Origin of the sequence: Streptomyces violaceorubidus (genome assembly GCF_000717995.1) — a bacterium.
GTDB lineage: Bacteria > Actinomycetota > Actinomycetes > Streptomycetales > Streptomycetaceae > Streptomyces > Streptomyces violaceorubidus.
On sequence record NZ_JODM01000001.1, the window covers coordinates 438,709 to 464,318 of the forward strand.

The window sequence follows — 25,610 nt, forward strand, 5'->3', positions numbered from 1 at the left end:
ACGGCAGGAAGTGGGAGGGCCCCGATGAGCCTGGTGGAACTGATCGCGCGGGCCGACGCACGCGGACTCGCCGCGAGCGGGCTGGCTTGTCTGGATCGCTGCGTTCCGCTGCTGGACGGCGACGACGAGGCCGTCAGACCCCTGTGGGCGGCCCTCGCCGACACCACCGGCGAGGAGCCCGGACGCGACTGGGAGCACCGGCTGGCCCAACTGCGGGACAGACTCGCCGGCCCCGACGCCACCGGTGAGGACGAGGCCGTGGTCCTGGCCCGCCGCATGCTCGCGGACGCCCCGGCCGACTGCTCGGGACCGGCGCTGCGCACGTGGGCAGACGCCTGCTCCGTCGCCTCGCTCCGCATCCACCGGCTGCTCGACCCGGCGGCGGACCCGGCTCCGGGCGCCGAGGTCCCGCGTGACGGGGGTGCGGAGCGGCTGCCCCCGCTCGTCGCGGCTGAACTGCGCCGCCAGGTGGGCGTCCTGGAGCTGCTCGCCGGGCACGGTGCGGCCGGGCTGCGTCCGGCCCTGGAGGTGTGCACGGAGGGGCGCCGGGTGCTGCGCGCGGTGGTCTCCCGGCGGGCCCGGGGGCGGGGTTGAGCCCGGGGTCCGCCGCGGGGCCCTGTGAGCGTCGTGCGGGGAACGCGCGGCGGCGGTGCGGAGGACGTGGGGGAGGTGGGGCGGTCCTGCGCCGGTTGCGGGGCGACCGGCTCCCCTGTGTGACACCACCCCGCCCCACGGCGCTATAGCCCATGTGACGACTGTGACCAGCGGATTGACGAGCGGATGGACGAGCGGGACGCCGAGCCCGCAGCAGACCCGGCCGTCGGCCGCCGCCAAGCCGGTGCGGTGGGCGGCGGACGCGGTGGCCACGATGCGCGAGGGCGCGAGGCTGCGCCTGGACTACTCGGCGCAGAGCCTGTGGCGCGTGGACCGGGTGATCGACGGTATCCGGGGCGAGGAGGCGCCGTACGCCGCCGTGGAGCCGATGCTGCGCGGACTCGGTGCCTACGCCGGGGAGGTGATCGTGCGTCAGTCCGGCGGCGAGTGGTGGGCGTCCGGCGGCGACCACTGGGTCCGCACGCCGGACGGCCGCCTGTGGGACCCGATCGAGGAGGCCCGCCGCTGCTTCGCCGGAGACGGGTCGCTGCGCCTGCTGTGCCGGGACGCGACGGCGGCCCCGTGACGCCCCGCCGCGACCACCGGGGACCCGGGCGGGCCCCGTGACCTTCCCTGTGACACTTCCGTACGCCCCGACGCTGATGACCTTGGGGGCGGGCTCACCCGAGCGCGCGGAGGACTCGGTACGGACGAGGACGGTTCTTGGGCCAGCGAGGGGAACCCCGCCGCGTGCAGGCGTACGACGGGGAACTGGGCGCGGCGGTCGCGCGGGCCCAGGACGGTGACGAGGCCGCCTTCGCGGTCGCCTACCGGCTCGTGCAGCCGGGACTGCTCGGCTACGTGCGCGGGCTGGTCGGGGAGGACGCCGAGGACGTCGCGGCGGACGCCTGGCTGGAGATAGCCCGTGACCTGCGGCGCTTCAAGGGCGACGGAGCCGGCTTCCGGGGCTGGACGGCGACGATCGCCCGGCACCGGGCCCTGGACCACCTGCGCCGCCAGAAGGTACGGCCCCGGCCCACGGCGCTGGACCAGGACGTCGTGGACCTGCCCGGCCCGCACACCACCCACGACCAGGTACTGGAGAACCTCTCCACCCGGACCGCGCTCGCCCTGGTCTCGGCGCTGCCGCGCGACCAGGCCGAGGCCGTCCTGCTGCGGGTCGTCGTCGGTCTCGACGGGCCCTCCGCCGCGCGCGTGCTCGGCAAGCGGCCGGGCGCGGTGCGCACGGCGACGTACCGGGGTCTGAAGCGGCTGGCACGGCGACTGGGGACCGACGGTGTGACGGATGACGGTCCCAGGACGCTGGGGGAGTCGACATGAGGGGCGCCGAGGACGGCGGCCCCGCGGACCGGGCGGGAACGGAGACGGGCATGGGTGCACGGCACGGGGAGGGCGACGGCCGCGGCGCCGGCCCTCCCCGGTCCGCCCCCGTCGGCGACCCCCGCACGGAGGCACTGCTCGCCGCCGCGCTGCGCGGGGAGCGGGCAGGCGCCGACGGCGAACGGCGGGCCCTGGTCGCGTTCCGGGCCGCACGGGAGGCGGAACCGGCCCGGGCCGCGCGCACCCGGCGGCGGGACGACTGGCGGCCACGCGAGGGGCGGCACCCGGGGCGCGCACCGAGGACCGCCCTCTCCGTCCTGCTGGCGAGCCTCACCCTGGGCGGGGTCGCCTACGCGGCGGCCATGGGCGGGGACGGCTCCGCCGCGGCCCCCGGCGGCCCCCGGCGCACCCTTCCGGCCGCCCCCGCCGACAGCGCCCCGGCCCGGCCGGCCGCCACCCCGCACGCCACCACCCCGGTCCCCGCCACCACACCCCCCGGCGCCTCCGTGCCGCCGGACCACCCGTCCGCCGCCCGGGACACCGAGGCCCGCTGTCGCGCCTACGCACGACTGGAGGGCCGCGGCGAGGCCCTGGACGCCCCGGCCTGGCAGCGCCTGGTCACGGCGGCGGGCGGCGCGGAGCACGTCGCGGCCTACTGCGCCGGCCTGCCCGCCGCACAGCCGGGAGGAGGGCCGTCGAACGCCGACGGGAACACGGACGGGCACACGGACGGGAACACGGACAGGAACACGGACGGGAACGCCGACGGGGAAAACAGCGCCGACCCGGACAGCGGCAACCAGGACGGCGGCGGCCAGGAGAACGGCGCCGGCGGCAGCGCCCGGGGGCAGGTCCCCGGCCGGGACCGCTAGGGCGGCCTGGCCCGTACGGGGCGACGGCGGCGGCCGAGGCGACGGCCGGGGCCGCCACCCCCCACAGGAGAGGCCCCGGCCGTCGCGCGGCACGGGCCGCGCGACGGCCCGTACTCCCTTCAGCGCCGCGACTGCGTTTTCTGTCACACCTCACCGCGTCACGGGTTAGTTGCATCTTGTACGGCAATGCGAGGGGGACATGGACGAGTGGCGGTTTCAAGACGTAACGTGCCATTCGCGCCGGTGCGGCGGGGGGCCCGCCCCCGCGACGGTGTTGCGGGGAGACCACCGCGACCATCGGTCGAGAAACCACGACGGCGAGGACCACGTCCGCGAGAGCGGCGCCGGCTCAGGCGCAGAAAGGCTTCTCGGTGCTGGGGGACGACGCGGAGCTGACCGCCGCGGTGCGTGCGGCACAGGACGGGGACGAGACCGCGTTCCGGACCGTGTACCGCGCCGTGCACCCACGGCTGCTGGGATACGTGCGCACGCTCGTCGGCGATCACGACGCCGAGGACGTGGCCTCCGAGTCCTGGCTGCAGATAGCCCGCGACCTGGAACGCTTCGACGGCGACGCCGACCGCTTCCGCGGCTGGGCCGCCCGCATCGCCCGCAACCGCGCCCTGGACCACATCCGCATGCGGGGCCGCCGGCCGGTGATCGGCGGCGACGAGACCGAGCTGACGGGCCGGCCCGCCGAGTCCGACACCGCGGGTGAGGCCATGGAGGCACTGGCCACCGGCAGCACGCTCTCCCTCATCGCCCGGCTGCCCCAGGACCAGGCCGAGGCGGTCGTCCTGCGCGTGGTGATGGGCCTCGACGCCAAGAGCGCCGCCGAGACCCTGGGCAAGCGGCCCGGCGCCGTCCGTACGGCGGCGCACCGCGGTCTGAGGCGCCTGGCCGAACTGCTCGGCGGCGATCCGGAATCGGGCGGCGGGCTCGACGCCCTGCCGCCGCAGCGAGAACCGCGCGGCCGTGCGGTGACGTCCGCGAGTGTGACGCATACGCGTACGCGGACGCAGAAGGACATGTGATGGCCGACGAGCAGGACAAGTGGCTGGACCGCGAAACGGCGGAGCTCCTGCTGCGCGGAGAGCCACCGGAGGGTGTCGATCCCGCGTCCCGCGACCGGGCCGGACGGCTTGCCCTGGCCCTGGGCGCGCTCTCCGCCCCGCAGGCACCGGCCGACGAGGAACTCCCGGGCGAGGCCGCCGCGTTGGCCGCCTTCCGCAAGGTGCGCGCCGAGCGGGCCGACGCTTCGGCCCAGGCGTCGGCCGCCCTCGGGCACGGTGCCGCTCCCCGGCCCTCCGACACCGGTCTCGTCCGCATCGGCACCCGCGGCGAGGGCGCCCGGCGTCCGCGCCGGAGCCGCCCCCTGCGCCTCGGACTGGCCGCCGCGCTGACCGTCGGCATGATCGGCGGCGTGGCGGCGGCGGCCGGAACCGGAGTGCTGCCGACGCCGTTCGACGGCACCGAACCGGAACCCGCCGCCACCGTCTCGGCCGCGGTCTCCCCCGGCCGGCCGTCCGCCCCGCCCTCGCCGCTGGAGGGCGTGCGGGACGGGGCGTCGCCCAGTGCTCCCCCGGGCGCGCCCGGCGGTGGTGGCACCGAGCGGGACGGCGGCGCGGCCCGGGACCGCGACGCCGACGACCGCGACACGGGCGGCTCCGAGGGACGCCGGTCGAACCTCGCCGCGTCCTGTCGCAAGGTGCGGACCGGTCAGGAGCTCGACCCCGTCCAGCGGCGCGCGCTGAAGGAGGCGGCCGGGGGAGTGGCGCGGATCGCGAAGTACTGCGGCAGCCTCCTCGCCCCGGCCGACGGTGGCGGTCACAAGGGCGGCGACCACGGCGGCGGTTCGGCCGCGCCGACCCACGAGGGCGAGCCGCGCGGGGACACCGGTGACGGCGACGGCCAGGGCGGGAAGAGCGGCACGGGCGGCAAGGGCGAAAAGGAAGACAAGGGCGACAAAGGCGACAAGGGGAACAAGGGGGACAAGGGGAACGAGAACGGCAAGGGGGGCAAGGGGAACGGAGGCAAGAAGAGCGCTCACGGAGACCAGGGCGACGACGGCGACGGGAGTGACGACGGCGGCAACGGCAACGGCGCCGACGCGGCCTCGACCGCCCGCGCTCCCCACCACCCCGCTCACCCCCGCCGCTCCCAAGAGCCCCGGCCGCACCGTCAGCCCGCCTACCCGCCTCACGCATCGTCCCCCGCGGATGCCACCTGACCTGCGCTTTCGTGCACGGCGAGGATTTTCTCGCCGGGGGGTGTGACACTTTCGGCCGCCGTCGCGCAGTAAGAAGTGAGCCGACTGGTCATCGGCTCCCGCACCGAGCCGGGGTTCCCCCCGTACCTGCGGCTCGTGCACCTCGGCGCGGGCGGGACATGTTCCCCCGGTCCCGCCCGCGCCCTTTCGCCGCACGGCGGTGTCGCCGCCCCGCCCCCGCTCCCTGTCTCACCGGTACACGACGACCTTGTCGCCCTTCCTCACCTGCGCGTACAGAGCCGCGATCGCGGCCTCGTCCCGCACGTTCACGCAGCCGTGCGAGGCACCCGCGTAACCGCGGGCCGCGAAGTCGTAGGAGTAGTGCACGGCCTGGCCGCCGCTGAAGAACATGGCGTACGGCATGGCCGAGTCGTAGAGCGTCGAGACGTGGTGGCGGGACTTCCAGTAGACCTGGAAGACACCCTCCAGGGTCGGCGTGAACCGGGAGCCGAAGCGCACGGACATCGTCGACACGGTCCGTCCGTCGATCATCCAGCGCAGCGTCCGGCTCGACTTGCTGACGCACAGCACCCGGCCCCTCGTGCAGCGTGGGTCGGGCGCGGCGGCGGGCTGGCCGCCCATCAGGTACAGCTCCCACTTGCCCGGCTCGTGCGACATCCCGAGCAGCCGTTGCCAGGTGACGGCGTCCGTCCGGCCGGTCCGCGGCAGGCCGCGCTTGCCCTGGAAGCCGCTGACGGCGCGCTCGGTCAGGTCGTCGTAGGTGCCGGTCGGCCCGTCCACCAGCCACTCGACCTGGCGCAGCCTGGCCTGGAGCTCGCGGACGTCCCGGCCGGTGTCGCCCCGCTTCCAGAGCACCCTGGCGGGCTTCGTCCCGGCCGACGGCGCACCGGGTGAGCGGCGGTCCCCGGGCGGCGTGCTCTTCGGCGGGGGCCCGGTGGTGACGTCTACGCGCACCGGCGCGTGCCCCCTGCCGTCCGGCCCGGTGCCCTGCACGGTGCAGCCGCCCGCCACCAGTACGGCCCCCAGCGCGACGGCGACCACCCGTCCCGTGCCTCCCATGCCCGTCCTGCGCACCACGGCCCCCCGTCGTCTCACGGTCCCGCACACCGACGTCCCCTGAAGCGTGCCCGCGGATGACGCGCCGCGAACGGCACGGCATCGTTGTGACCGGGACCGCATCGAGGTTGTGAGGAAGGTCCCAGCGTGCGCCTCTCCACCGGGTGCACGCGCGCGGATACAGTCCGTCGAAGTGCCGGTCCGTACCGGCGGGTGAATGACGGGTAGTTCGAGCGGTACGAACATGTGCTCAGCGGGAGGCATCACACCATGACGCGCGAGTCCGAGTCCGGGCTGCCCATCGAACCGGTCTACGGGCCCGACGCCCTGGCGGACTGGGACGCGGCCGAGAAGCTGGGCGAGCCCGGGACGTACCCGTTCACCCGGGGCGTCTACCCGTCGATGTACACCGGCCGGCCGTGGACGATGCGCCAGTACGCCGGCTTCGGCACGGCGACCGAGTCCAACGCCCGCTACAAGCAGCTGATCGCCAACGGAACCATGGGCCTGTCGGTCGCCTTCGACCTGCCCACCCAGATGGGCCACGACTCCGACGCCCCGATCGCCAGCGGCGAGGTCGGCAAGGTCGGCGTCGCCATCGACTCCCTCGACGACATGCGCGTGCTGTTCGGCGGGATCCCGCTGGACAAGGTCTCCACGTCGATGACGATCAACGCCCCGGCCTCGCTGCTGCTCCTGCTGTACCAACTCGTCGCCGAGGAACAGGGCGTGAGCGCCGACCAGCTCACCGGCACGATCCAGAACGACGTGCTGAAGGAGTACATCGCGCGCGGGACGTACATCTTCCCGCCCAAACCGTCCCTGCGGCTGATCGCGGACATCTTCAAGTACTGCAAGGCCGAGATCCCCAAGTGGAACACCATCTCGATCTCGGGCTACCACATGGCCGAGGCGGGTGCCTCGCCCGCGCAGGAGATCGCCTTCACCCTCGCGGACGGCATCGAGTACGTGCGCACCGCGGTCGCGGCGGGCATGGACGTGGACGACTTCGCGCCCCGCCTCTCCTTCTTCTTCGTGGCCCGTACGACGATCCTGGAGGAGGTCGCCAAGTTCCGCGCGGCCCGCCGGATCTGGGCGCGGGTGATGAAGGACGAGTTCGGCGCGAAGAACCCCAAGTCGCTGATGCTGCGCTTCCACACCCAGACCGCGGGCGTGCAGCTGACGGCCCAGCAGCCCGAGGTGAACCTGGTGCGCGTCGCGGTGCAGGGCCTGGGCGCGGTCCTCGGCGGCACGCAGTCCCTGCACACCAACTCCTTCGACGAGGCCATCGCGCTGCCGACCGACAAGTCCGCGCGCCTGGCCCTGCGCACCCAGCAGGTCCTCGCCTACGAGACGGACGTGACGGCGACCGTCGACCCCTTCGCCGGGTCCTACGTCGTCGAGAAGATGACCGACGACGTCGAGGCGGCGGCCCTGGAGCTGATGGGCAAGGTCGAGGACCTCGGCGGCGCGGTCAACGCCATCGAGCACGGCTTCCAGAAGAGCGAGATCGAGCGCTCCGCCTACCGCATCGCCCAGGAGACCGACTCCGGCGAGCGGGTCGTGGTCGGCGTCAACCGCTTCCAGCTCGACGCGGAGGAGCCCTACGAGCCGCTGCGTGTCGACCCCGCCATCGAGGCCCAGCAGGCCGAGCGCCTGGCCAGGCTCCGCGCGGAGCGCGACCAGACGGCGGTGGACGCGGCCCTGGCGGCCCTGAAGAAGGCCGCCGAGGGCGAGGACAACGTCCTCTACCCCATGAAGGACGCCCTGCGCGCCCGCGCGACGGTCGGCGAGGTGTGCAACGCGCTGCGGGAGGTGTGGGGGACGTACGTGCCCTCGGACGCGTTCTGAGGGCGGCTGAGCCGGGGCGCCCCCAGCGCTTCGAGCGAGGTCAGGACGTCCGCGTGCCCGAGTCCGTGGGCGTCGGCCTCGCTCTCGCCCTCGACACCCTCCTCGACGGCGGCGCCTGACCCGGCCGGGATCCGGTCCGGGTCTCAGCCCGCCAGCCCGAACCGGCCCAGGTACCCGCCCAGCCCCTCCGGCGTGTTTCCGGCCCAGCCCACGTACCCGTCCGGCCGTACCAGGAACAGCCCCGTCCCGTACGCCCCGTGCGCGCCCCCGCGCACCACCGGTACCGCGGCGCCTCCGCCCGGCGCGTCGACGCCCAGCGCCAGCAGGGTCCAGTGCGGCCCCCGGAAGGCGTCGAAGAGCCGTACGCCGTCCACCGTCCCGTCGGGCGCCCGGTCGCCGGCCCTCACCGCGTCCTCGCCGACGGCGCCCCGCGTCTCCACCGTGAGCGACGAGTCCCGGTACCCGATGCCCAGCTGACGGGTCGCGCCGCCGCGCCGCACCGCGCCGCGGTGGACGGCGGTCGACAGGTCCAGCATCTGCGCGGCGATCGGGCGCCGCTCCTCCTCGTAGCTGTCCAGGAGCGCGGCCGGGGCCTCGCCCTTCAGGACCGCGCCGAGCTTCCAGCCCAGGTTGTAGGCGTCCTGGACGCTGGTGTTCAGCCCCTGGCCGCCCGCGGGCGAGTGCACGTGGGCCGCGTCGCCGGCGAGGAAGACCCGGCCCGCGCGGAAACGGTCGGCCAGGGCCGCCCGCGGCCGGAAGTCGGAGACCCAGCGGACCTCCGTCACGTCCTCGGCGGCGATGTGCGAGCGCTCCGCGACGACCTTGCGGACGCCGTCCGCGGAGGTGACCACGTCCGCGCCCTCCGGGAACCGCGCCATCACCTGGAAGTCCTCGGTACCGGCCAGGGGGCAGACGGCGAGGAGGTCGGCGCCGTCGCGCGGCGGGAAGACGTGCCAGTTGTCGCGGTCCAGGCCCCGGACGCGGACGTCCGCCACCAGTGTCGGGCTCGGGTCGACGGTCTCGCCGGTCATGCCCACGCCCAGCGCGCGGCGCACCGCCGACCGGCCGCCGTCCGCGGCGACCAGGTAGCGGGCGCGCACCGCGGCGCCCGAGGAGAGGTGCGCGGTGACGCCGTCCTCGTCCTGCGTGACACCGGCGACCTCGTGACGGAAGGCGATCCCGCCGCCCAGTTCCGCGAGCCGCGCGGCCAGGATCTCCTGCGTGCGCCACTGCGGCACCATCCACGCCCTGTTGTACGGCGAGTCCTCGCTGGGCCCGGCCGGGTCGAACATGTGGTGCTCGCCGACCCGCTCGCCGTTCCGCCAGACCATGCCGACGGGGTAGGGGCCGCCCGCCGCGTGGAGGGCGTCGACGATGCCCAGGTCGTCGAAGACCTCCATGGTGCGCGGCTGGAAGCCCTTGCCCCGTGAGCCCGGGAACAGCTCCCCGGCGCCCTCCAGGACCAGCGCGTCCACCCCGCGCCGGGCCAGGTCGACACCGAGGGTGAGACCGGTGGGGCCCGCGCCGACGATCAGAACGCCCGTGTCCAGGACGTGCGCATCCACGACATTCACGGCAACTCTCCTTAACGTTGTTAAGTCCCGTTCGGGTCCGAGGATGGGCTTAACGCCGTTAAGCTGTCAAGTGTGAGTACGGAACGACGCGCCCCCCTCGACCGCCGACGGGTCGCGGACACGGCGCTGAAGCTGCTGAACGAGGTCGGTCTGGACGGCCTGACCCTGCGCGGCATCGCCAGGGAGCTGGACGTCAAGGCGCCCGCTCTCTACTGGCACTTCAAGGACAAGCAGGCCCTGCTCGACGAGATGGCCACCGAGATGTACCGGCGGATGGTCGACGGGACCCCCCTCGACCCGGCCGACACCTGGCGCCGGCGGCTGCTCAAGGCCAACCGCGGCCTGCGCGTCTCGCTGCTCGCCTACCGGGACGGCGCCAAGGTGTTCAGCGGTTCACGCTTCACCGGCGCGGTGCACGCGGAGCAGATGGAGGGGACCCTGCGGCTGTTCACCGCCGCCGGGTTCACCCTCGCGCAGGCGGTGCGGGCCACCACGACGACCTACCAGTTCACGCTCGGCTTCGTCACCGAGGAACAGGGCACCGAGCCCCTGCCCGGCGAGCGCCGGGAGGGCTTCGACGTGGAGGAACGCGCCCGCCTGCTGGCCGACTACCCCTTGACGGCCGCGGCGGGCGCGGAGATCTTCACGGACTACGACCGGCACTACGAGGAGTCGCTGGCCCTGGTGATCGCGGGCGTCGCGGCCACCTACGGCCTCGACTGAACCGCCCCGGCCGCCCCGCCCGCCTTCGCCCGCTGTGCCGCGCGGTACCGGCGCACCGCCCTCGTGACCAGGGGCGGCAGCAGGTCCAGGGCGAGGCGCCGGGCGCGGTCCCGCCCGGTCGACGGCCGGGTCGCCCGCGCCGCCGGACGCGCCTGCGGGGCGGGTCCGGGCACCGGCGCGGCCTCCGGCCGACCCGCCCCGATCGACGGGACCGGCGCCGGGTGGCGCGAGGCGGGCAGCGAGGGCGGCCGCAGCCCCTTGCCCCGGGCGCGGGTCCGCACCAGCCGGTGCCCGGCGGCCCGCTCCACGGTCACGGCGATGTCGTCGCGCCCGCGCAGCGCCGCCAGCAGCTCCTCTCGCACGGGCTCCGGGTCGCCCCAGGTGCCGTACAGCTTCTGGCTGCTCAGGCAGACCGGGCGCAGCCCGCGGTTGAGCACGGCCTCCCAGGCCGCGACGGCGACGCCCGGGGTGTGCTCGCTGCGGAAGTCGTCCAGGACGACGATGCCGTCGGGCCCCAGCAGCTCCCTGGCCGCGCCGATGTCGCCCTCGACGTGCTCGTACAGGTGCGAGGCGTCGATGTGGACGAAGCGGCAGCTGCCCGGCGCCACCTCGTCGACGACCGCGGAGCTGGGCGCCTGGACGATGGTCGGCAGGGTGTCGTGGAAGGCCAGGTAGTTCCGTTCGAAGGCCTGGCGGGTGAGCGAGGCGTACGACTTCGCCGCCTCGGCCCGGTTGGCCGCGTCCGGGGGCTCGGCCCCGAAGAGGTCGCAGACGGTGAGCGTCTCGCCGTCCCGCAGCCGGTGCCCGAGCAGGATCGCGCTCTTGCCCAGGTAGGCGCCCAGTTCCAGCAGGTCGCCGCGGGTGTCCAGCCGCTCCTGCCGCTCCAGGAACCAGGAGAACAGCACATGGTCGAGCGGCCAGAACCAGCCGGGGACGTCGTTCAGCTCACCGGGGTACTCGTGCGTGAGGTGCGCAGTGGCCATGAGGCGAGGATGCATCCTCGACGCCGGAAAGGGAGTCGGCACACGCGATCCGACGGTCAGAAAATCGCACGTATCGCCCAATGTGTCCGGGGCGGCACCCTGCGCAGCACGCTCAGGAAGCCCTCATCAGGAAGCCCGCAGGAAGGCCGAGTGGGCGGCCCTGCCGAGGAAGGTGAACCGGGTGCCGTCCTTCAGTGGTCGCCGTCGACGACGATCACGCCGTAGGAGCGGTCGGAGACGGCCGCACGGGGGGCGGGGGCCTCGGAGAGCCAGACTAGGGACGTCCGGCACCCGAAGCGCGGCTCCCGGAGGGGACCACGGGGCGAACTTCTGCGGAACGCCGGACGGCCGGGCGACGGACGCTCCCGGAGTTCACCGGGGGGTCACGCGCATGTCGCCGATGTTCATCCGCGGCGCCTTCCGGCGCTCACGGTGCTCTCATAGCCTGCACCGACGTGCGCCGCGCGGCGCCGCGGCTGCGAGCGCGCGCGACGCGGCACCTCGTCCCCCCGGCCCGGCCCACAGCGCCGGGCCCGCGCGTCCAACCCGGGAGTGACCACCCATCGCCGCCGAGCCCCTGACCGCCACCGAGCCCGTCCGCCCCGCCGCCCCCGGCACCGACGGGGCGCACCCGCCGCGCCCCCGCGGGGAGCACCGGTACGACGTCGACCTCGTCCGGGTCCTGGCCTCGGTCGGGGTCATCGTCTGCCACGCCGCCGGCGAACTGATGAAGGCCGTCGACCGCGACCCCGCCCGGGGCGGGCCCGTCTTCTGGACCGCGCTCACCGGGGACGCGCTGAGCCGCTGCGCCGTGCCGCTGTTCTTCGCGATCGCCGGCTGGGTCGTCCTCAGCGGGGCCCCGCCCCGCGACGGCGGGCAGGTCCGCAAACGGCTCACCCGCATCCTCGTGCCGCTCGCCGTGTGGACCGCCGGCTACCTGCTGTGGGACCGGGCCCGGGACGCCGACACCGAACCCACCGCCCAGCTCGCCCGGGACGCGGTGTTCGCCTCCGTACGGCCCGCCTTCCACCTCTGGTACCTGTACGCCTACGTCCCGGTGATCCTGCTGCTGTCGGTGGCCGTGCTGGTCAGGAACGGCAAACGGCCCTGGGGCGCGGGCGCCGCGCTGCTCGGCCTGGCTCTCGCCCCGACCCTCCTGGGCGATCTCGGACGCCTCTTCGACGTGCGCGTGCCCCCCTTCGCCTGGCAGTTCGGCGTCTACCAGATCGCGTACGCCGTCGCCGGGGCCGTCCTGCTGTCGCTGCCCGGGTCCGCGGTCGCGGGACGGGGCCGACGACTGCTGTGGCTGGCCGGCGGGCTGTGCGCGTGGGCTGCGGTCGCCCTCTACGAGCACCGGGTGCACTTCCCGAGCCCGTACGCCTCCGTGGTGGTGGCGCTGCTCGCCGGGACCCTGCTGATGGCGCTCGTCCGGATCAGGGTGCCCGAGCGGTTCCGGCCGCTCCTCGGCAGGCTCGCCGGGGCCTCCTTCGGCGCCTACCTGGTCCACCTGCTCTTCCTGGAGGCGCTCGCCCCTCGGCTGGTGTCGGCGGACGCGGGCTGGGCGGGCGCCGTGGGCGCACTCGCCGGTCTGACGGCCGTCACGGTCGTGCTGTCGTTCGCCGCCGCGTTGCTGTGGACGCGGCTGCGGCTGGGCCGCTGGCTGGGCTGAGCCGACTCGGGCAAGCGCGGTCCGGTGCGTGCGGGTCCGCCTGAGGCCGTACCGCGTTTGCGGTACGGCCCGCCGGACAGACCCGATCCCCCGCCGGAGCGGCGGGGGATCGGGCGTGCGGCGGGGGTCGGGCGGGCGCGGTCCGGCCCGGTCACTTCCCCCCGGTGCCGCGCCGTACCGCCCTGCGCACCACGCGCCTGGCCCGCCGCACCTGGAGCTTCGCGCGCAGCTGCGGGCGGCTGCCGGGCAGGCCCAGCTCGGTCAGCCGCAGCTCCGGGAAGTAGTAGCCGGGGGTGTCGCAGAGGTGGGCGCGCAGCCACTCCTCCGTGGGGCTGCGCAGCTCCGGGTACGTCTTGGGCTGCATGCAGAAGCCGATCGCCCGGACCAGCGGCGACAGGGACGCGGGCGCCGCGCCGACCAGCGCCGGGTCGGCGGGGCCCTCCAGGTCGGGCACCAGGTGGTCCACGACGGCCAGGGGGACGCGGTTGCTGTTCGGGTACGGCGTGAGCCGCTCCATCACCAGCGCCGTCCCGACCCGGGCGACGGGCACCCGGTAGTAGGCCGAGGCCGTCACCATCGCCGTGGAGAAGCAGCCGACGACGAGTTCCGGGGCGCAGTGGTCGTACAGGGTCTCGGCCAGCAGGGGCGCGTCCAGCACGGTGAGCCGCACGCCCGCGTCCGCCGCGGCCTTGCTCAGGGCCGCCGTGTAGCCGGCGGGCGCCGTCGGGTGCGGCTTGAAGACCACGGAGCGGTGCCCGGCCCGTGCGGCCCCGGTCAGCATGCGCACGTGGAGGTCCTCCTCCTCCCGCGCGGTCAGGATGTTGATCGCCGCCAGGTACTGGCCGAGCAGCACGGCCGTCGGCTTCTCCCCCACCACGGGGGCCAGTTCGGGGCCGTCGGCCGCTTCCCGGGAGATCTCGTCGAGCACCGCGCGGAACGCCGCGTCGGGCACGATCTCCGGCTCGACGCCGTACTCCGAGAGCAGCAGCGGCCTCAGACCCGGGATCAGGTCGAGGTGGAGCAGGCGGCGGATGCGGCGCGCGAGGGCCAGCGGCAGCTTCTCCCGGGTGGGGCCGTAGCTCATCAGGCCGTCGGCGTACACGTCGAGGCTCGCCTCGGAGAAGATCGCCGCCAGCGCGCGGGCCGGGTTGACCTGGATCGACTCGACGGCCAGCTCGATCAGGTCCCGCTCGCCGATGCCCCAGGCCAGCCGGAAGGCCTTCTGCCACAGGGACACGTCGTTGCCCCTGGGGCCCCAGGCGCTGGGGTGGTGCGGGCGGATCGCCTCGTTCCAGCTGATCACGGAGTCGAACCGGCTGGATATTCGCCCGTACCCGTGCATCTCGTCCAGGCGCAGGGCGGTCTCCGGTATCGCCGCGTTGTTGGACACCAACAGGACGCGCCGCACCTCCTCGCGCGGCCCGAACAGGCCCGCGTCGAGCGCCGCGGCGAGGGTGGCCGCACCGTAGAGGGTGGAGACCTGGAATATCTGGGTCTTGTGGGGCATGGATCAGGCAGCCTTCCGCCCGTCACGCAGGCGGCCGAGCAACCTGCTGCGAGTCCTGTCGATGGTCCGGAGGGTCTCCTCCAGCACGTGCTGGGGCATGCGGTGCAGCGCGTCCCGCGCCTCCCGGCGCAACCGCTGCGCCGCCGAGGTCTCGTACTCGCCCACCTTGCCGAGGTGGAAGGCGATCATGGCGCAGTAGGTCCGCACGGCCTTGGGGAGGAAACGCTCCGCCTCCGGGTCCGCCAGCAGGTCCGCCAGCAGCATGTCGTAGGCCGGGATGAAGTCCAGCTGCCGGGAGTCCTTTATCTGGGTGAGCGAGGTGGCCACGCCCCGCCGGTAGAACACCCCGTGCAGCCCCACCGACGCGTACGTCGCGGCCTTCAGGTGCAGGCGCCAGATCCACAACCGGTCCTCGGCGGTGCGCAGTTCGGTCGCGAAGCGCATGCCGCCGTCCTCGAAGAGGTGGCGGCGGTAGATCCCGGCCCAGACGAAGGGGTAGTCGACCATCGTCTCCATGTGCGGCGGCGCGATGCCGTCGCGCGGGTCCATCACGACGTTGCGTGCGGGGGCCGGGGGCCGCCGGATCACCCGCTCGGTGCCGGTGGCCTGCACATGGTCGGTGCGCGCGAAGTCGCAGCCCAACTCCTCGACCCAGCGCACCAGTTCGGCCAGGTATCCCGGTCCGTACCAGTCGTCGCCGTCGAGGAAGGTGACGAAGTCGCCGCGGGCCGCGTCGATTCCGCTGTTGCGTGCCTGGGCGATGCCCCGGTTCGTCTCGTGCCGGATCACCCGGGTGTCGGTGCGCCGGTCCGCCCAGCGTTCGATCTGCCACGACGTGGAATCCGTGGAGCAGTCGTCGACGAGCAGAAATTCGAAGTCCGGGTCCGCGTTGTTGGCGAGACTTCTCAGAGTGCTCTCGGCGAAGGATTCCACATTGTGCATGGGAACGACGACGGACAGTTTCGGCACGCGGGCCTCTCACGTTCGATGACGGCGAAGATGAAGGGGGATCCAGGGAACACGGGGAAGAGACGAGAGGAGATTGGAACAGGCTAGCGAGGTGCCCGGACCCGAAGGTGACCCAACGGGCTCGAAAAGGCGAACTCCGTTCGCAGCCGAAGTGAATTCTCTGCGGCCGCCCGTCACCGCCCGATCGAGCGCCGGATCGACCGGGCCCGGCGCACCACCCGGCGAGCGGTGGAGTTGTGCGGCAGGAACCCCAGCCGGGCCGGGATGCCGCCCGGCAGGCCCAGGGAGGTGAGCCTGCGCTTCTTGAAGTACCGCCAGGTGCCGGCGTCCAGACGCGCGCGCAGATACGCCTCCGCCGCCGGGCGCAGCTCCGGCAAAACCTTCGGCTGCATCGCGAACCCGACGGCCCGCACCAGGGCGGCGAGCGCCTCGGCGGCCACGTCCCGCCGCCCCCCGGCGACGGCGGCCGGGTCCGACAGGTCCGGCAGCAGCGCGTCCACCAGGGTGGCGGGCACCCGGTTGCTGTTCTCGTACGGCGTCAGCCGGTCGAGCAGCGTCTCGGTGCCGACCCGGGCGACCGGCAGGCCGTACAGCGCGGACGCGGTGAGCAGGGCCGTGGAGAAGCAGCCCACGACCAGCGCCGGACGCATCCGCTGGAACAGCACCTCGGCCAGCACCGGCGTCTCCACCACGGTGAGGCCGACCCCCAGCCGCGCGGCCTCAGCCTCCAGGACCCGGGTGAAGCGGGCCGGGGCCGTGGGGTGCGTCTTGAACACCACGCGCGTGTGCCCGAGCGCGGCGACGCCGGTCAGCATCCGCACGTGCAGGTCTTCCTCCTCCTCGGCGGAGAGGATGCCCAGCGCCGACAGGTACTGGCCCAGCAGCACCGCGGGCCGCTCCACGTCCGGCAGCCCGGCGCCGGTGTCCGCGGTCTCGGCCAGCACCTTGGTGAACGCCGGGGACGGCACCACCTCGGGCTCGACGCCGAACTCCGTCAGCAGCAGCGGCGCCAGCCCCGGCACCAGGTCCAGGTGGAGCAGCCGCTCCACGCGCGTGCCGACCAGCGGGGCCAGCTTGGTGCGGGTGGGCCCGTAGCTCATCAGGCCGTCCGCGTAGACGGTCAGGGGCGCGTCGGTGAAGATCTGCGCCACGCCGAGCGCCGGCTGCACGTGGACCGACTCCACGGTCAGTGCCACCTCGTCGTCGCCGAGCCCCCAGGCCAGCCGCAGGTGCCGCTCCCACAGCGGCACGTCCCCGGCCCGCGGCGACCAGTCGCCGGGGTGGAAGGGGTAGATCGCCTCGTTCCACGACACCACGTCGTCGAACCGGTCCCGCAGCCGCTCGAATCCCGGAGCGGCGTCCAGGGAGGGTGTCGTCTCGGGCGTCGCCGCGTTGTTGGTGACCAGCAGGATCCGCCGGTCGGCCGCGTCGAAGCAGCCCGCGTCCAGGGCCGCGGCGAGCGTGGCCGTGCCGTACAGCGTCGACGCCAGGAAGATCTGTGTGGTCATGCCGCCGCCCCCTCGGCCGGCCCGCCCGAGGCGGCGCGGCGGCGCAGCCGGCGCAACCGCGTGGCGCGCTCGGCGTCCATCGTGTCCAGCACCTCGTCGAGCACCTCCTGCGGCATCCGCCGCAGCGCCGCCGCGCTCCGCTCCTTCAGTATCCGGGCCACGGCGGGCTCGAACCGCGCGAGGGAACCGAGGTGGTGGGAGATGATCGCGCAGTACGTGCGGACCGCCTTCGGCACCAGCCGCGCGGCGTCCGCGTCCCCGGCCGCGCCCGCGAGCACCTCGTCGAAGGCGCGGATGAAGTCGAGTTGGCGCACATCGCCGATCTGGGTGAGCGAGGACGCCACCCCGCGCCGGTAGAAGACACCGAGCAGCCCGGTCACCGCGAAGGACTCCGCCTCCCGGTGCAGCTTCCAGATCCACGGCCGGTCCTCGGCCGTGCGCAGCCCGTCGGTGAAGTGCAGCAGGCCGCGCTCGGCCAGCCGGCGGTGATAGACCCCCGCCCACGCGTAGGCGTAGTCGACGGAGGTGGTGCGGTGCGCGGGCAGGATCGCGTCGCGCGGACGCAGGGCCGTGTTGCGGCGGCCGTGCGGGACCCGGTGCAGGGTGCGGTTGCGTCCCGTGCACTGCACGTGGTCGGTGCGCACGAAGTCGACGTCCAGCTTCTCGATCGCCGCCACCAGGGCCGCGCAGTGGCCCGGCGCCAGCCAGTCGTCGCCGTCCAGGAAGGCGAGGTACTCGCCGCGCGCCCGGTCGATGCCGGTGTTGCGGGCCGTCGCCAGACCGCCGTTGCGCTCGTGTATGACCAGCACCGCCCCCGGCAGCTCGCGCTCCGCGTGCGCGAGGAGGTCCGCGGTCCCGTCGGTGGAGCAGTCGTCGACGAGAATGAACTCGAAGTCGTCCCGCGCGTTGGCGCGCAGACTCCGCAGGGTGTCTGGGGCGTATTGCCGCACGTTGTAGAACGGCACGATGACGGAGAGCTTGGGCACGTGAGCGACGTTATGCGACGGTCCGGCATGAGGCTTTACCGGTTTCTTGACTCCCGGTGAACGCGGCGTGGCGAAGCGGTGAAGCGGATTCTTTTCCGGGGCCCGGGCGGGCCGATTCCCCATTCGGCGATGTGCTGTTCACCATTTGTTGGATTCCGGTTGGGCGGTTCCTAGGAATGGCTTCCTAGCGTCTGCGGCGTGCCAGCAAGTGCAACGAAGGCCCTCAGAGTCGCCGTCCTGGCGGACTCCGACACCCGGTGGAAATGGGGCGCGCTCACCGCGACCCGCGTCCGCCCCGGGGACACGGAGATCCACCTCGACGGCTACCTCCTGCGCGGCCGAGCCACCCCCACCGCCCGCCAGCTCCAGGAGGTCGGCGTCCGCGCGGACTCGCTCCGCGAGGTGACCGCCGTCGAGTTCCTGCGCGCCATGGCCGGCGCGCGGGGCGAGGACTCCTACGACGTCCTCGTCCTCGCCCTGGTCGGCGGCGGTGTCCAGGCGATGCTGCACGGGCTCGCCCGCGTCTGGCAGGACGTCGCCGAGCGGCCCGTTGTCGTCACCGGCTACGTCGGCGTTGTCTACGAGAAGCTCGCCGACGGCCTGCTGCTGCGCCACGGCGCCGACCTCGTGCTCGCCAACTCCCGCCAGGACGCGGACCGTTTCCGCGCCGTGTACGAGGGCGTCGGCGCCGACGCCGCCGCGGTGACCGAGGTCGCCCTGCCCTTCCTCGGCGGGGCCGCCTACGCCGGTGAACCGGGCGGGGGCGAGGGCCCCCGCACGGTGGTCTTCGCCGCGCAGCCCTCGGTGCCGGACAGCCGCAGGGACCGTACCTACCTCCTCGAACGGCTGATCCGGCACGCCCGCCTCCATCCCGAGCGCGAGGTGCTGCTCAAGCTGCGCTCCAAGCCCGGCGAACACACCACGCACATCGAGGAGCTGCCCTACCAGAAGCTGGTGCAGCGGGCCGATCCGCCGCCCAACTTCCGCCTGGTCTACGGGCACATGGGCGAGGTCCTGGACCGCACCGACCTGCTGGTCACCGTCAGCTCCACGGCCGCCCTCGAATCCCTGCACCGCCGGATCCCCACCGTCGTCCTCAGCGACCTAGGGGTGCGCGAGGCGCTCGGCAACCACCACTTCGTGGGCTCCGGCTGCCTCGCCTCCTGGGACCAGCTCGACGCCGGGCACCGCCCCGCCCCCGACCCCGAGTGGGTCGCCCGGCAGGGCGTGGCGGCGGACGGCGGCTACGAGACCGCCTTCGACGAGGCCCGGGAGCGCATCGCCGCCCTGCTGGCCCGGCCCGGCGGCCTGCCGCCGCTCGCCCCCTACTACAACCTCGTCACCGCGCCCGGCTACCTTCCCGGCATCCTCGCCCGCCACCACCTCGCCCCCGACGGCACCCCGCTGCCCGGAGCGCCGGCCGCCGACCGGGCGCCCGGCCCGGTGCGGCAGGTCGTGCGCCGCGCGGCCCGCGGCGCCTACCGGCACGGCGTCCAGCGGGTCGCCCCGGTGATCCGGCGGATGGGGGAGCTGTGACCGCCCCGGCACCCGGGCCGGACCCGACACCCGAGCCCCCCGCGGTCGCGCCCCCGCCCGCGGCACCCGCGACACCTGCGCAAGGAGCAGATCCCATGTCCCACCCGCAAGCCGGCCAGGGCGCTTCGGTGCGCCGGGTGCTCGCCGTGATCCCCGCCCGCGGCGGCTCCAAGGGAGTGCCCGCGAAGAACCTCGCCCCCGTCGGCGGCGTCCCGCTGGTGGTCCGCGCGGTGCGCGAGTGCCGGGCCGCCCGCCTCGTGACGGACGTCGTGGTCTCCACCGACGACCAGGCCATCGCCGCCGCGGCCCGCGAGGCCGGCGCCGAGGTCGTGCTGCGGCCCGCGGCCATCGCCGGGGACACGGCCACCTCCGAGGCCGCCGTGCTGCACGCCATGGACACCCACGAGGCCCTGCACGGCGCCGCCGTCGACGTGGTCCTGCTCGTCCAGTGCACCAGCCCCTTCCTGGTCCGCGAGGACGTCGACGGGGTGGCCGGCGCGGTCGTCGAGGACGGCGCGGACACGGCCGTCACCGTCGCCCCCTTCCACGGCTTCGTCTGGCGGGACGGCACCGACGAGACGGGCGGGGCCGACGGCGGCCACGGCGTCAACCACGACAAGGCGTACCGCCCCCGCCGCCAGGACCGCCCCCAGGACCTGCTGGAGACCGGCGCCGCCTACGCCATGGCCGCCCCCGGCTTCCGCCGGCACCAGCACCGCTTCTTCGGCCGCACCGAACTGGTCCGCACCGACCCGGCCCGCGTCCTGGAGATCGACGACCCGCACGACCTGGCCCGCGCCCGCGCCCTCGCGCCGCACTTCGACGCGGCCCGGCCGGGCGCCCTGCCGACCGCCGCCGACATCGACGCGGTCGTCCTCGACTTCGACGGCACCCAGACCGACGACCGGGTGCTGATCGACTCCGACGGACGGGAGTTCGTCTCCGTCCACCGCGGCGACGGACTCGGGATCGCCGCCCTGCGCCGCAGCGGCCTGACGATGCTGATCCTGTCCACGGAGGTGAACCCGGTCGTCGCCGCCCGCGCCCGCAAGCTCCGACTGCCCGTGCTGCACGGCATCGACCGCAAGGACCTCGCCCTCAAGCAGTGGTGCGAGGAACAGGGCATCGCGCCCGAACGCGTGCTCTACGTCGGCAACGACGTCAACGACCTCCCGTGCTTCGCCCTCGTCGGCTGGCCCGTGGCGGTCGCCGGCGCCCACGACGTCGTACGCGGCGCGGCCCGCGCGGTCACCACCGTCCCCGGCGGCGAGGGCGCCGTACGGGAGATCGCGACCTGGCTCCTGGGCCCCTCGCTGAACACCCCCGACCCGCTCGAAACCCCCACGCTCACCCAGTCCAAGTAAGGAACCCCCTGCCATGAGCACCAACTCCCGCATCCGCACCTTCGGCACCCGCGAGGCCGGCCCCGGCCGCCCCGTCTACATCACCGGCGAGATCGGCATCAACCACAACGGTGAGCTGGAGAACGCCTTCAAGCTGATCGACGCCGCCGCCGAGGCCGGCTGCGACGCCGTCAAGTTCCAGAAGCGCACCCCGGAGATCTGCACCCCGCGCGACCAGTGGGACATCGAGCGGGACACCCCCTGGGGCCGGATGACGTACATCGACTACCGCCACCGCGTGGAGTTCGGCGAGGACGAGTACCGCCAGATCGACGAGTACTGCAAGAGCAAGAACATCGACTGGTTCGCCTCCCCGTGGGACACCGAGGCCGTCGCCTTCCTGGAGAAGTTCGACGTCCCCGCCCACAAGGTCGCCTCCGCCTCCCTCACCGACGACGAGCTGCTGCGCGCCCTGCGCGCCACCGGCCGCACGATCATCCTGTCCACCGGCATGTCGACCCCGAAGCAGATCCGCCACGCGGTCGAGGTCCTGGGCAGCGACAACATCCTCATGTGCCACGCCACCTCCACCTACCCGGCGCAGGCCGAGGAGCTGAACCTCCGCGTCATCAACACCCTCCAGCAGGAGTTCCCGAACGTCCCGATCGGCTACTCCGGCCACGAGACCGGCCTGCAGACCACGCTGGCCGCCGTCGCCCTCGGCGCCACCTTCGTCGAGCGCCACATCACCCTCGACCGCGCCATGTGGGGCTCCGACCAGGCCGCCTCCGTCGAGCCCCAGGGCCTGACCCGCCTGGTGCGCGACATCCGCACCATCGAGGCCTCCCTCGGCGACGGCGTCAAGAAGGTCTACGACTCCGAGCTGGGCCCGATGAAGAAGCTGCGCCGCGTCACCGGCGTCGTCGCCGAGGCGGAGATCGCCGCCGCCGCCGGCGAGCCCGTCACCGTCTGACCACCGGCCACCGAGTCACTCACCACGGGACGGACCCACCGATGAGCCCCCGCGCCGGGAACGCCGGCCCCCGCACTCTCGCCTTCGTCGAGAGCCCGGTACAACTGCTGAACGTGCTGGAGTGGGCGCACACCCGCGCCCCCGGCGCGGAGCTCACCCTCGTGGTCCTCTCGCCCGTCGACCCGATGACCCGCGGCCAGCTGCGCCGCATGGCGGAACTGGCCCGCAAGGAGGGCCACGAGATCCGCTGGGAGGAGGCGCGCGGCGGTGCCACCGCGCCCTTCCGCACGGTCGGCGGCCTGACCGGCGCGCTGCGCCAGGCGGATCGGGTCGTCATGGGCGACCCGTTCTCCCGCTACGTGCAACTGCTCCTGACCATCACCCGCGCCCACGACCTGGTCGTCGTGGACGACGGCACCGCCACGATGGAGTTCGTCACCCAGCTGGCCCACGGCGAGCGCCTGGTGCGCTGGCACCGCAAGGGCAGCCGCCCCGGCCCCCGCGACCTGCTCTTCGCCCCGGTCTCCCGGTCGGCTCGCCGACGCCTCACCCCGACCCCCGGCCGGCAGGTCTCGGTCTTCTCCTCCATGCCCATCGAGGACGTCCCCGAAGGCGTCGGCGTCGCCGCGAACGACTTCGCCTGGACCAGGTCCCGCTTCGGACCGCCCCGCATCACCAAGGGCGCCGACATGGTCGGCACCTCGCTGGTGGAGACCGGCGTCGTCGACGCCGACCGCTACGTGGCGGCCGTACGCGCCCTGGCGAAGACCCACGGGGCCGCCCGCTACTTCGCCCACCGCCGCGAGAGCGCCGAGAAGCTGCACCGGCTGGCCGTGGAGACGGGCCTGCAGATCGTCCGCCCCGACCTCCCGCTGGAGCTGATCGCCCGCCGCGGCCCGATCGGCCGCACGATCCTCAGCTTCCCCTCCACCGTCGTCCACACCCTCCCGCTGGCCCTCGCCGGCACCGAGGTCCGGGTCGCCGTCTGCGACATCGACCCCGCCTGGCTCACCGAGTCGGCCTCACCGCGGGCCCGCGGATTCCTGAGCGGGGTCACCGGCTCGGCCCGGGACGTGCACCGGCTGCCGGCGGTGGTGAGCGCGGGATAGGCGGGTGCGGGCGGTCGCGGGGCGGAGGCGGCCCCGGGCGGCCGGCCCGGCCCGGCATACGGACGACTCCGGCGTGGCTCGGCCGTGGCGTGGTATGCGTGAGGGGAGCAAGTACACAGGAAGGACGGAGCCGGGTGCCGAGGCCGGAAACGGGCGAGCGTACCCACACCCGTTGAGAGCCATGCGCCGAGCGGCCAACTTTCTTCCCCTAACGGGCTGAAATTTTGTTGATCGAGGGGCAGTTGACTACCCCGGCGTCCTACCCTTCAGAGGGTGAACGTGTTGATGTCCCCAGAGTCCGAGGCCGACACTCCCGGTGAAGCCGCGCTGCCCGGCACCTTGCCGGACGCGCTGCGCGCGGAGCTCGTGGCCTTCCGCCGCGACCTCCACATGCACCCCGAGCTGGGCAATCAGGAGTTCCGCACCACCGCCGCGATCAAGGAGCGGCTGGAGCGGGCCGGTCTGAAGCCCCGCGTGCTGCCCATCGGCACCGGGCTCGTCTGCGACATCGGCACCGGCACCGAGTCGGGGCAGTGGTCCGGCGGGCCCCGCATGCTCGCCCTGCGGGCCGACATCGACGCCCTGCCCATCCCCGACACCAAGACCGAGTGCGCCTACCGCTCCCAGGTGCCGGACCGGGCCCACGCCTGCGGGCACGACGTGCACACCACCGTCGTCCTCGGCACCGGGCTCGTGCTCGCCGCCCTGCACGAGCGGGGCCTGCTGCCCCGGCCCGTGCGGCTGGTCTTCCAGCCGGCCGAGGAGGTGCTGCCCGGCGGCGCCGCCGACGCCATCGAGGGCGGTGCGCTGGACGGGGTGCGCCGCATCCTGGCCGTGCACTGCGACCCCCGGGTGGACGCCGGGAGGATCGGTCTCAGGGTCGGCCCCATCACCTCCGCCTGCGACCGCCTGGAGATCGCCCTGAACGGGCCCGGCGGCCACACCGCCCGCCCGCACCTGACTACCGACCTGGTCACCGCCGCCGCCCGGGTGGTCACCGACGTGCCCCCGCTCGTCGCCCGGCGCGTGGACAGCCGCAGCGGGCTCGCGCTGACCTGGGGACGGATCGAATCCGGCCATGCCCCGAACGTCATCCCGCAGCACGCCGAACTCGCCGGGACCGTGCGCTGCCTCGACCTGGACGCCTGGCGGCAGGCGCCCGACCTGGTGATGGGCGCCATCGACGAGATCGCCGACCTGTACCGGGCCAAGTCCGAGATCACCTACGTCCGCGGCGTGCCCCCGGTCGTCAACGAGGTCACCAGCACCGAGCTGCTCCAGGCCGCCATGGTCGCCCGGCGCGGCACCGACGCCGTGGAGGGCACCGAGCAGAGCCTGGGCGGCGAGGACTTCTCCTGGTACCTGGAGCACGTGCCCGGCGCCATGGCCCGCCTCGGCGTCCGCCCGCCCGGCGAGCGCACGGTGCGCGACCTCCACCAGGGCGACTTCGACGTGGACGAGCACGCCATCACGGTCGGCGTGGAGATGTTCACCGCGGCGGCGCTCATCGACGCCGTGCAGTAGGCGGTGAGGTGGGGGCCGCCGGGGGGGCGGTGCCACGGTAAGTCCCCCTTCGATCCGGTCGTTAACAGGGCGGTAACCGGCCAGCGGCACGAATGGATAACGGCGCCACGCAACCCCGTTCCCAGGAGGTTCTACGCGCGTTAATGTGCGCCGAACCGAGCGCCCGCTGCGGGGCTTTGGAGAATGGGGAACCTCAGATGCGTCGGATATCGAGACTGACCCGCGTCGCGGTGGGGGTCGCGTCGCTCGCACTCGCCGCCACGGCCTGCGGCGGCACCAGCGGGGAGAGCGGCGACGACGGCGGGGACGACAAGGGTCTCGCCCTCGCCTACGACGTCGGCGGCAAGGGCGACCAGTCCTTCAACGACGCCGCGTACGCCGGTCTGCAGCGGGCCCAGAAGGAGTTCGGCTACAAGACCGCCGACATCGAGCCCACCGACGGCGAGACGGACGCCGACAAGGAACAGCGTCTGACGTCCCTGGCCAAGCAGGGCTACAACCCGGTGATCGGCGTCGGCTTCGCCTACGGCCCGGCGATGAAGGCCGTCGCGGCCAAGTACCCGGACACCACCTTCGGCATCGTCGACTCCGTGGTCGAGGGCAAGAACGTCGCCTCCCTCGTCTTCGCCGAGAACGAGGCCTCCTACCTGGCCGGCGTCGCCGCGGCCAAGGCCACCAAGTCCAAGACCGTCGGCTTCGTGGGCGGTGTGGACGTCCCGCTGATCCACAAGTTCGAGGCCGGCTTCGAGCAGGGCGTCAAGGACACCGACCCCAAGGTCAAGGTGGTCTCGCAGTACCTCACGCAGACCGCGGAGGAGGGCGGCTTCTCCAGCCCCGACAAGGGCAAGGCCGCCGCCGAGGGCCAGATCGAGAAGAAGGCCGACGTCGTGTACGCGGCGGCCGGTCTCTCCGGCCAGGGCGTGATCGAGGCCGCCGCGAAGGCGAAGATCTGGGCGATCGGCGTCGACTCGGACCAGTACAAGCAGGAGGCCCTCGCGGCCTACAAGGACTCCATCCTGACCTCCGCCCTCAAGGACATCAACGGCGCGGTCTTCGCCCTGGCCAAGTCCGTCGAGGACGACAAGCCGCTGACCGGCACCCACACCTTCGACCTGAAGTCCGACGGCGTGGGCCTGTCCGACAGCAACCCGAAGTTCGCCGAGGTCCCCGGGGCCAAGGAGGCCGTGGAGAAGGCCAAGGCGGGCATCGTCGACGGCTCCGTCAAGGTCGCGACCGAGTAGCCGCACTCCCGCACACACCCG

Annotated in this window: 22 protein-coding genes; 15 read left to right on the top strand and 7 right to left on the bottom strand. The window is 73.9% G+C overall.

Translation table 11 applies throughout. The annotated features are described in order from the left end of the window. Positions 1-24: 24 nt before the first annotated feature. From IE94_RS0102120 to IE94_RS0102145, 6 genes are all read left to right on the top strand, one after another. Positions 25-594: a hypothetical protein gene (locus tag IE94_RS0102120; RefSeq protein WP_030145608.1), complete on the top strand. Its 570-nt coding sequence runs from the start codon at positions 25-27 to the stop codon at positions 592-594. A 163-nt stretch (positions 595-757) separates the two neighbouring features. Further along, entirely contained in the window at positions 758-1,180 is a 423-nt protein-coding gene (locus IE94_RS0102125; protein ID WP_030145609.1) for a hypothetical protein, read from the top strand. Positions 1,181-1,317: 137 nt separating this feature from the next. Beyond that, positions 1,318-1,935, top strand: a complete 618-nt coding sequence (locus tag IE94_RS0102130; protein WP_030145610.1) for an RNA polymerase sigma factor — start codon at positions 1,318-1,320, stop codon at positions 1,933-1,935. A gap of 50 nt (positions 1,936-1,985) precedes the next feature. After that, positions 1,986-2,807, top strand: coding sequence for a hypothetical protein (locus IE94_RS35130; RefSeq protein ID WP_078606389.1), 822 nt, complete (start codon positions 1,986-1,988; stop codon positions 2,805-2,807). 371 nt (positions 2,808-3,178) lie between these two features. Continuing rightward, positions 3,179-3,841: an RNA polymerase sigma factor gene (locus IE94_RS0102140; RefSeq protein ID WP_030145612.1), complete on the top strand. Its 663-nt coding sequence runs from the start codon at positions 3,179-3,181 to the stop codon at positions 3,839-3,841. Next, on the top strand, positions 3,841-5,037 hold the full coding sequence (locus IE94_RS0102145; protein ID WP_051777166.1) for a hypothetical protein: 1,197 nt from the start codon (positions 3,841-3,843) through the stop codon (positions 5,035-5,037). Before IE94_RS0102140 ends, IE94_RS0102145 begins: the two co-directional genes overlap by 1 nt. A 228-nt stretch (positions 5,038-5,265) precedes the next feature. Here IE94_RS0102145 and IE94_RS0102150 read toward each other — a convergent pair whose 3' ends face one another. Next, positions 5,266-6,096: a L,D-transpeptidase family protein gene (locus IE94_RS0102150; protein WP_030145614.1), complete on the bottom strand. Its 831-nt coding sequence runs from the start codon at positions 6,094-6,096 to the stop codon at positions 5,266-5,268. A 267-nt stretch (positions 6,097-6,363) separates the two neighbouring features. Here IE94_RS0102150 and IE94_RS0102155 point away from each other — a divergent pair, with 267 nt between their 5' ends. Next, entirely contained in the window at positions 6,364-7,944 is a 1,581-nt protein-coding gene (locus tag IE94_RS0102155; protein WP_030145615.1) for an acyl-CoA mutase large subunit family protein, read from the top strand. A gap of 143 nt (positions 7,945-8,087) precedes the next feature. Here IE94_RS0102155 and IE94_RS0102165 read toward each other — a convergent pair whose 3' ends face one another. Continuing rightward, positions 8,088-9,494, bottom strand: a complete 1,407-nt coding sequence (locus tag IE94_RS0102165; RefSeq protein WP_030145616.1) for an FAD-dependent oxidoreductase — start codon at positions 9,492-9,494, stop codon at positions 8,088-8,090. A 96-nt stretch (positions 9,495-9,590) separates the two neighbouring features. Here IE94_RS0102165 and IE94_RS0102170 point away from each other — a divergent pair, with 96 nt between their 5' ends. Further along, positions 9,591-10,241 carry a TetR/AcrR family transcriptional regulator gene (locus tag IE94_RS0102170; protein ID WP_030145617.1) on the top strand — a complete coding sequence of 217 codons (651 nt, stop codon included), beginning with the start codon at positions 9,591-9,593 and terminating at the stop codon, positions 10,239-10,241. Here IE94_RS0102170 and IE94_RS0102175 read toward each other — a convergent pair. Next, positions 10,226-11,224: a class I SAM-dependent methyltransferase gene (locus IE94_RS0102175; RefSeq protein ID WP_030145618.1), complete on the bottom strand. Its 999-nt coding sequence runs from the start codon at positions 11,222-11,224 to the stop codon at positions 10,226-10,228. The two genes, IE94_RS0102170 and IE94_RS0102175, sit on opposite strands and share 16 nt — an antisense overlap. Before the next feature lie 577 nt (positions 11,225-11,801). On the opposite strand from IE94_RS0102175, the gene IE94_RS0102180 reads away from it, so the two are divergent. After that, the gene (locus IE94_RS0102180; protein ID WP_030145619.1) at positions 11,802-12,893 is read left to right on the top strand and encodes an acyltransferase; all 1,092 of its coding nucleotides are present in this window, start codon (positions 11,802-11,804) and stop codon (positions 12,891-12,893) included. A 151-nt stretch (positions 12,894-13,044) separates the two neighbouring features. On the opposite strand, the gene IE94_RS0102185 is transcribed toward IE94_RS0102180, so the two are convergent. The 4 genes from IE94_RS0102185 to IE94_RS0102200 form a co-directional block, all read right to left on the bottom strand. After that, positions 13,045-14,400 carry a polysialyltransferase family glycosyltransferase gene (locus IE94_RS0102185; RefSeq protein WP_030145620.1) on the bottom strand — a complete coding sequence of 452 codons (1,356 nt, stop codon included), beginning with the start codon at positions 14,398-14,400 and terminating at the stop codon, positions 13,045-13,047. A gap of 3 nt (positions 14,401-14,403) precedes the next feature. After that, the gene (locus IE94_RS0102190) at positions 14,404-15,369 is read right to left on the bottom strand and encodes a glycosyltransferase family 2 protein (RefSeq protein WP_030145621.1); all 966 of its coding nucleotides are present in this window, start codon (positions 15,367-15,369) and stop codon (positions 14,404-14,406) included. A gap of 173 nt (positions 15,370-15,542) precedes the next feature. After that, positions 15,543-16,877: a polysialyltransferase family glycosyltransferase gene (locus IE94_RS0102195; RefSeq protein ID WP_030145622.1), complete on the bottom strand. Its 1,335-nt coding sequence runs from the start codon at positions 16,875-16,877 to the stop codon at positions 15,543-15,545. After that, complete coding sequence (locus tag IE94_RS0102200; protein ID WP_030145623.1) at positions 16,874-17,863, bottom strand: glycosyltransferase family 2 protein; 990 nt, start codon at positions 17,861-17,863, stop codon at positions 16,874-16,876. The genes IE94_RS0102195 and IE94_RS0102200 overlap by 4 nt, the downstream gene beginning before the upstream one ends. A 198-nt stretch (positions 17,864-18,061) precedes the next feature. Between IE94_RS0102200 and IE94_RS0102205 the strand changes: the two genes are divergently transcribed. The 6 genes from IE94_RS0102205 to IE94_RS0102230 all read left to right on the top strand — a co-directional run bounded on the left by IE94_RS0102205 (position 18,062) and on the right by IE94_RS0102230 (position 25,589). Continuing rightward, complete coding sequence (locus IE94_RS0102205) at positions 18,062-19,399, top strand: DUF6716 putative glycosyltransferase (protein ID WP_030145624.1); 1,338 nt, start codon at positions 18,062-18,064, stop codon at positions 19,397-19,399. Positions 19,400-19,494: 95 nt separating this feature from the next. Then, positions 19,495-20,763, top strand: coding sequence for an N-acylneuraminate cytidylyltransferase (locus tag IE94_RS0102210; protein WP_030145625.1), 1,269 nt, complete (start codon positions 19,495-19,497; stop codon positions 20,761-20,763). Positions 20,764-20,776: 13 nt separating this feature from the next. After that, positions 20,777-21,715: an N-acetylneuraminate synthase family protein gene (locus IE94_RS0102215; protein ID WP_030145626.1), complete on the top strand. Its 939-nt coding sequence runs from the start codon at positions 20,777-20,779 to the stop codon at positions 21,713-21,715. 41 nt (positions 21,716-21,756) lie between these two features. Further along, the gene (locus IE94_RS0102220; RefSeq protein WP_030145627.1) at positions 21,757-22,824 is read left to right on the top strand and encodes a hypothetical protein; all 1,068 of its coding nucleotides are present in this window, start codon (positions 21,757-21,759) and stop codon (positions 22,822-22,824) included. 285 nt (positions 22,825-23,109) lie between these two features. Then, complete coding sequence (locus IE94_RS0102225; RefSeq protein WP_030145628.1) at positions 23,110-24,348, top strand: M20 family metallopeptidase; 1,239 nt, start codon at positions 23,110-23,112, stop codon at positions 24,346-24,348. Between the two features lie 197 nt (positions 24,349-24,545). Then, complete coding sequence (locus tag IE94_RS0102230; protein WP_030145629.1) at positions 24,546-25,589, top strand: BMP family lipoprotein; 1,044 nt, start codon at positions 24,546-24,548, stop codon at positions 25,587-25,589. The last annotated feature ends 21 nt before the right edge of the window (positions 25,590-25,610 follow it).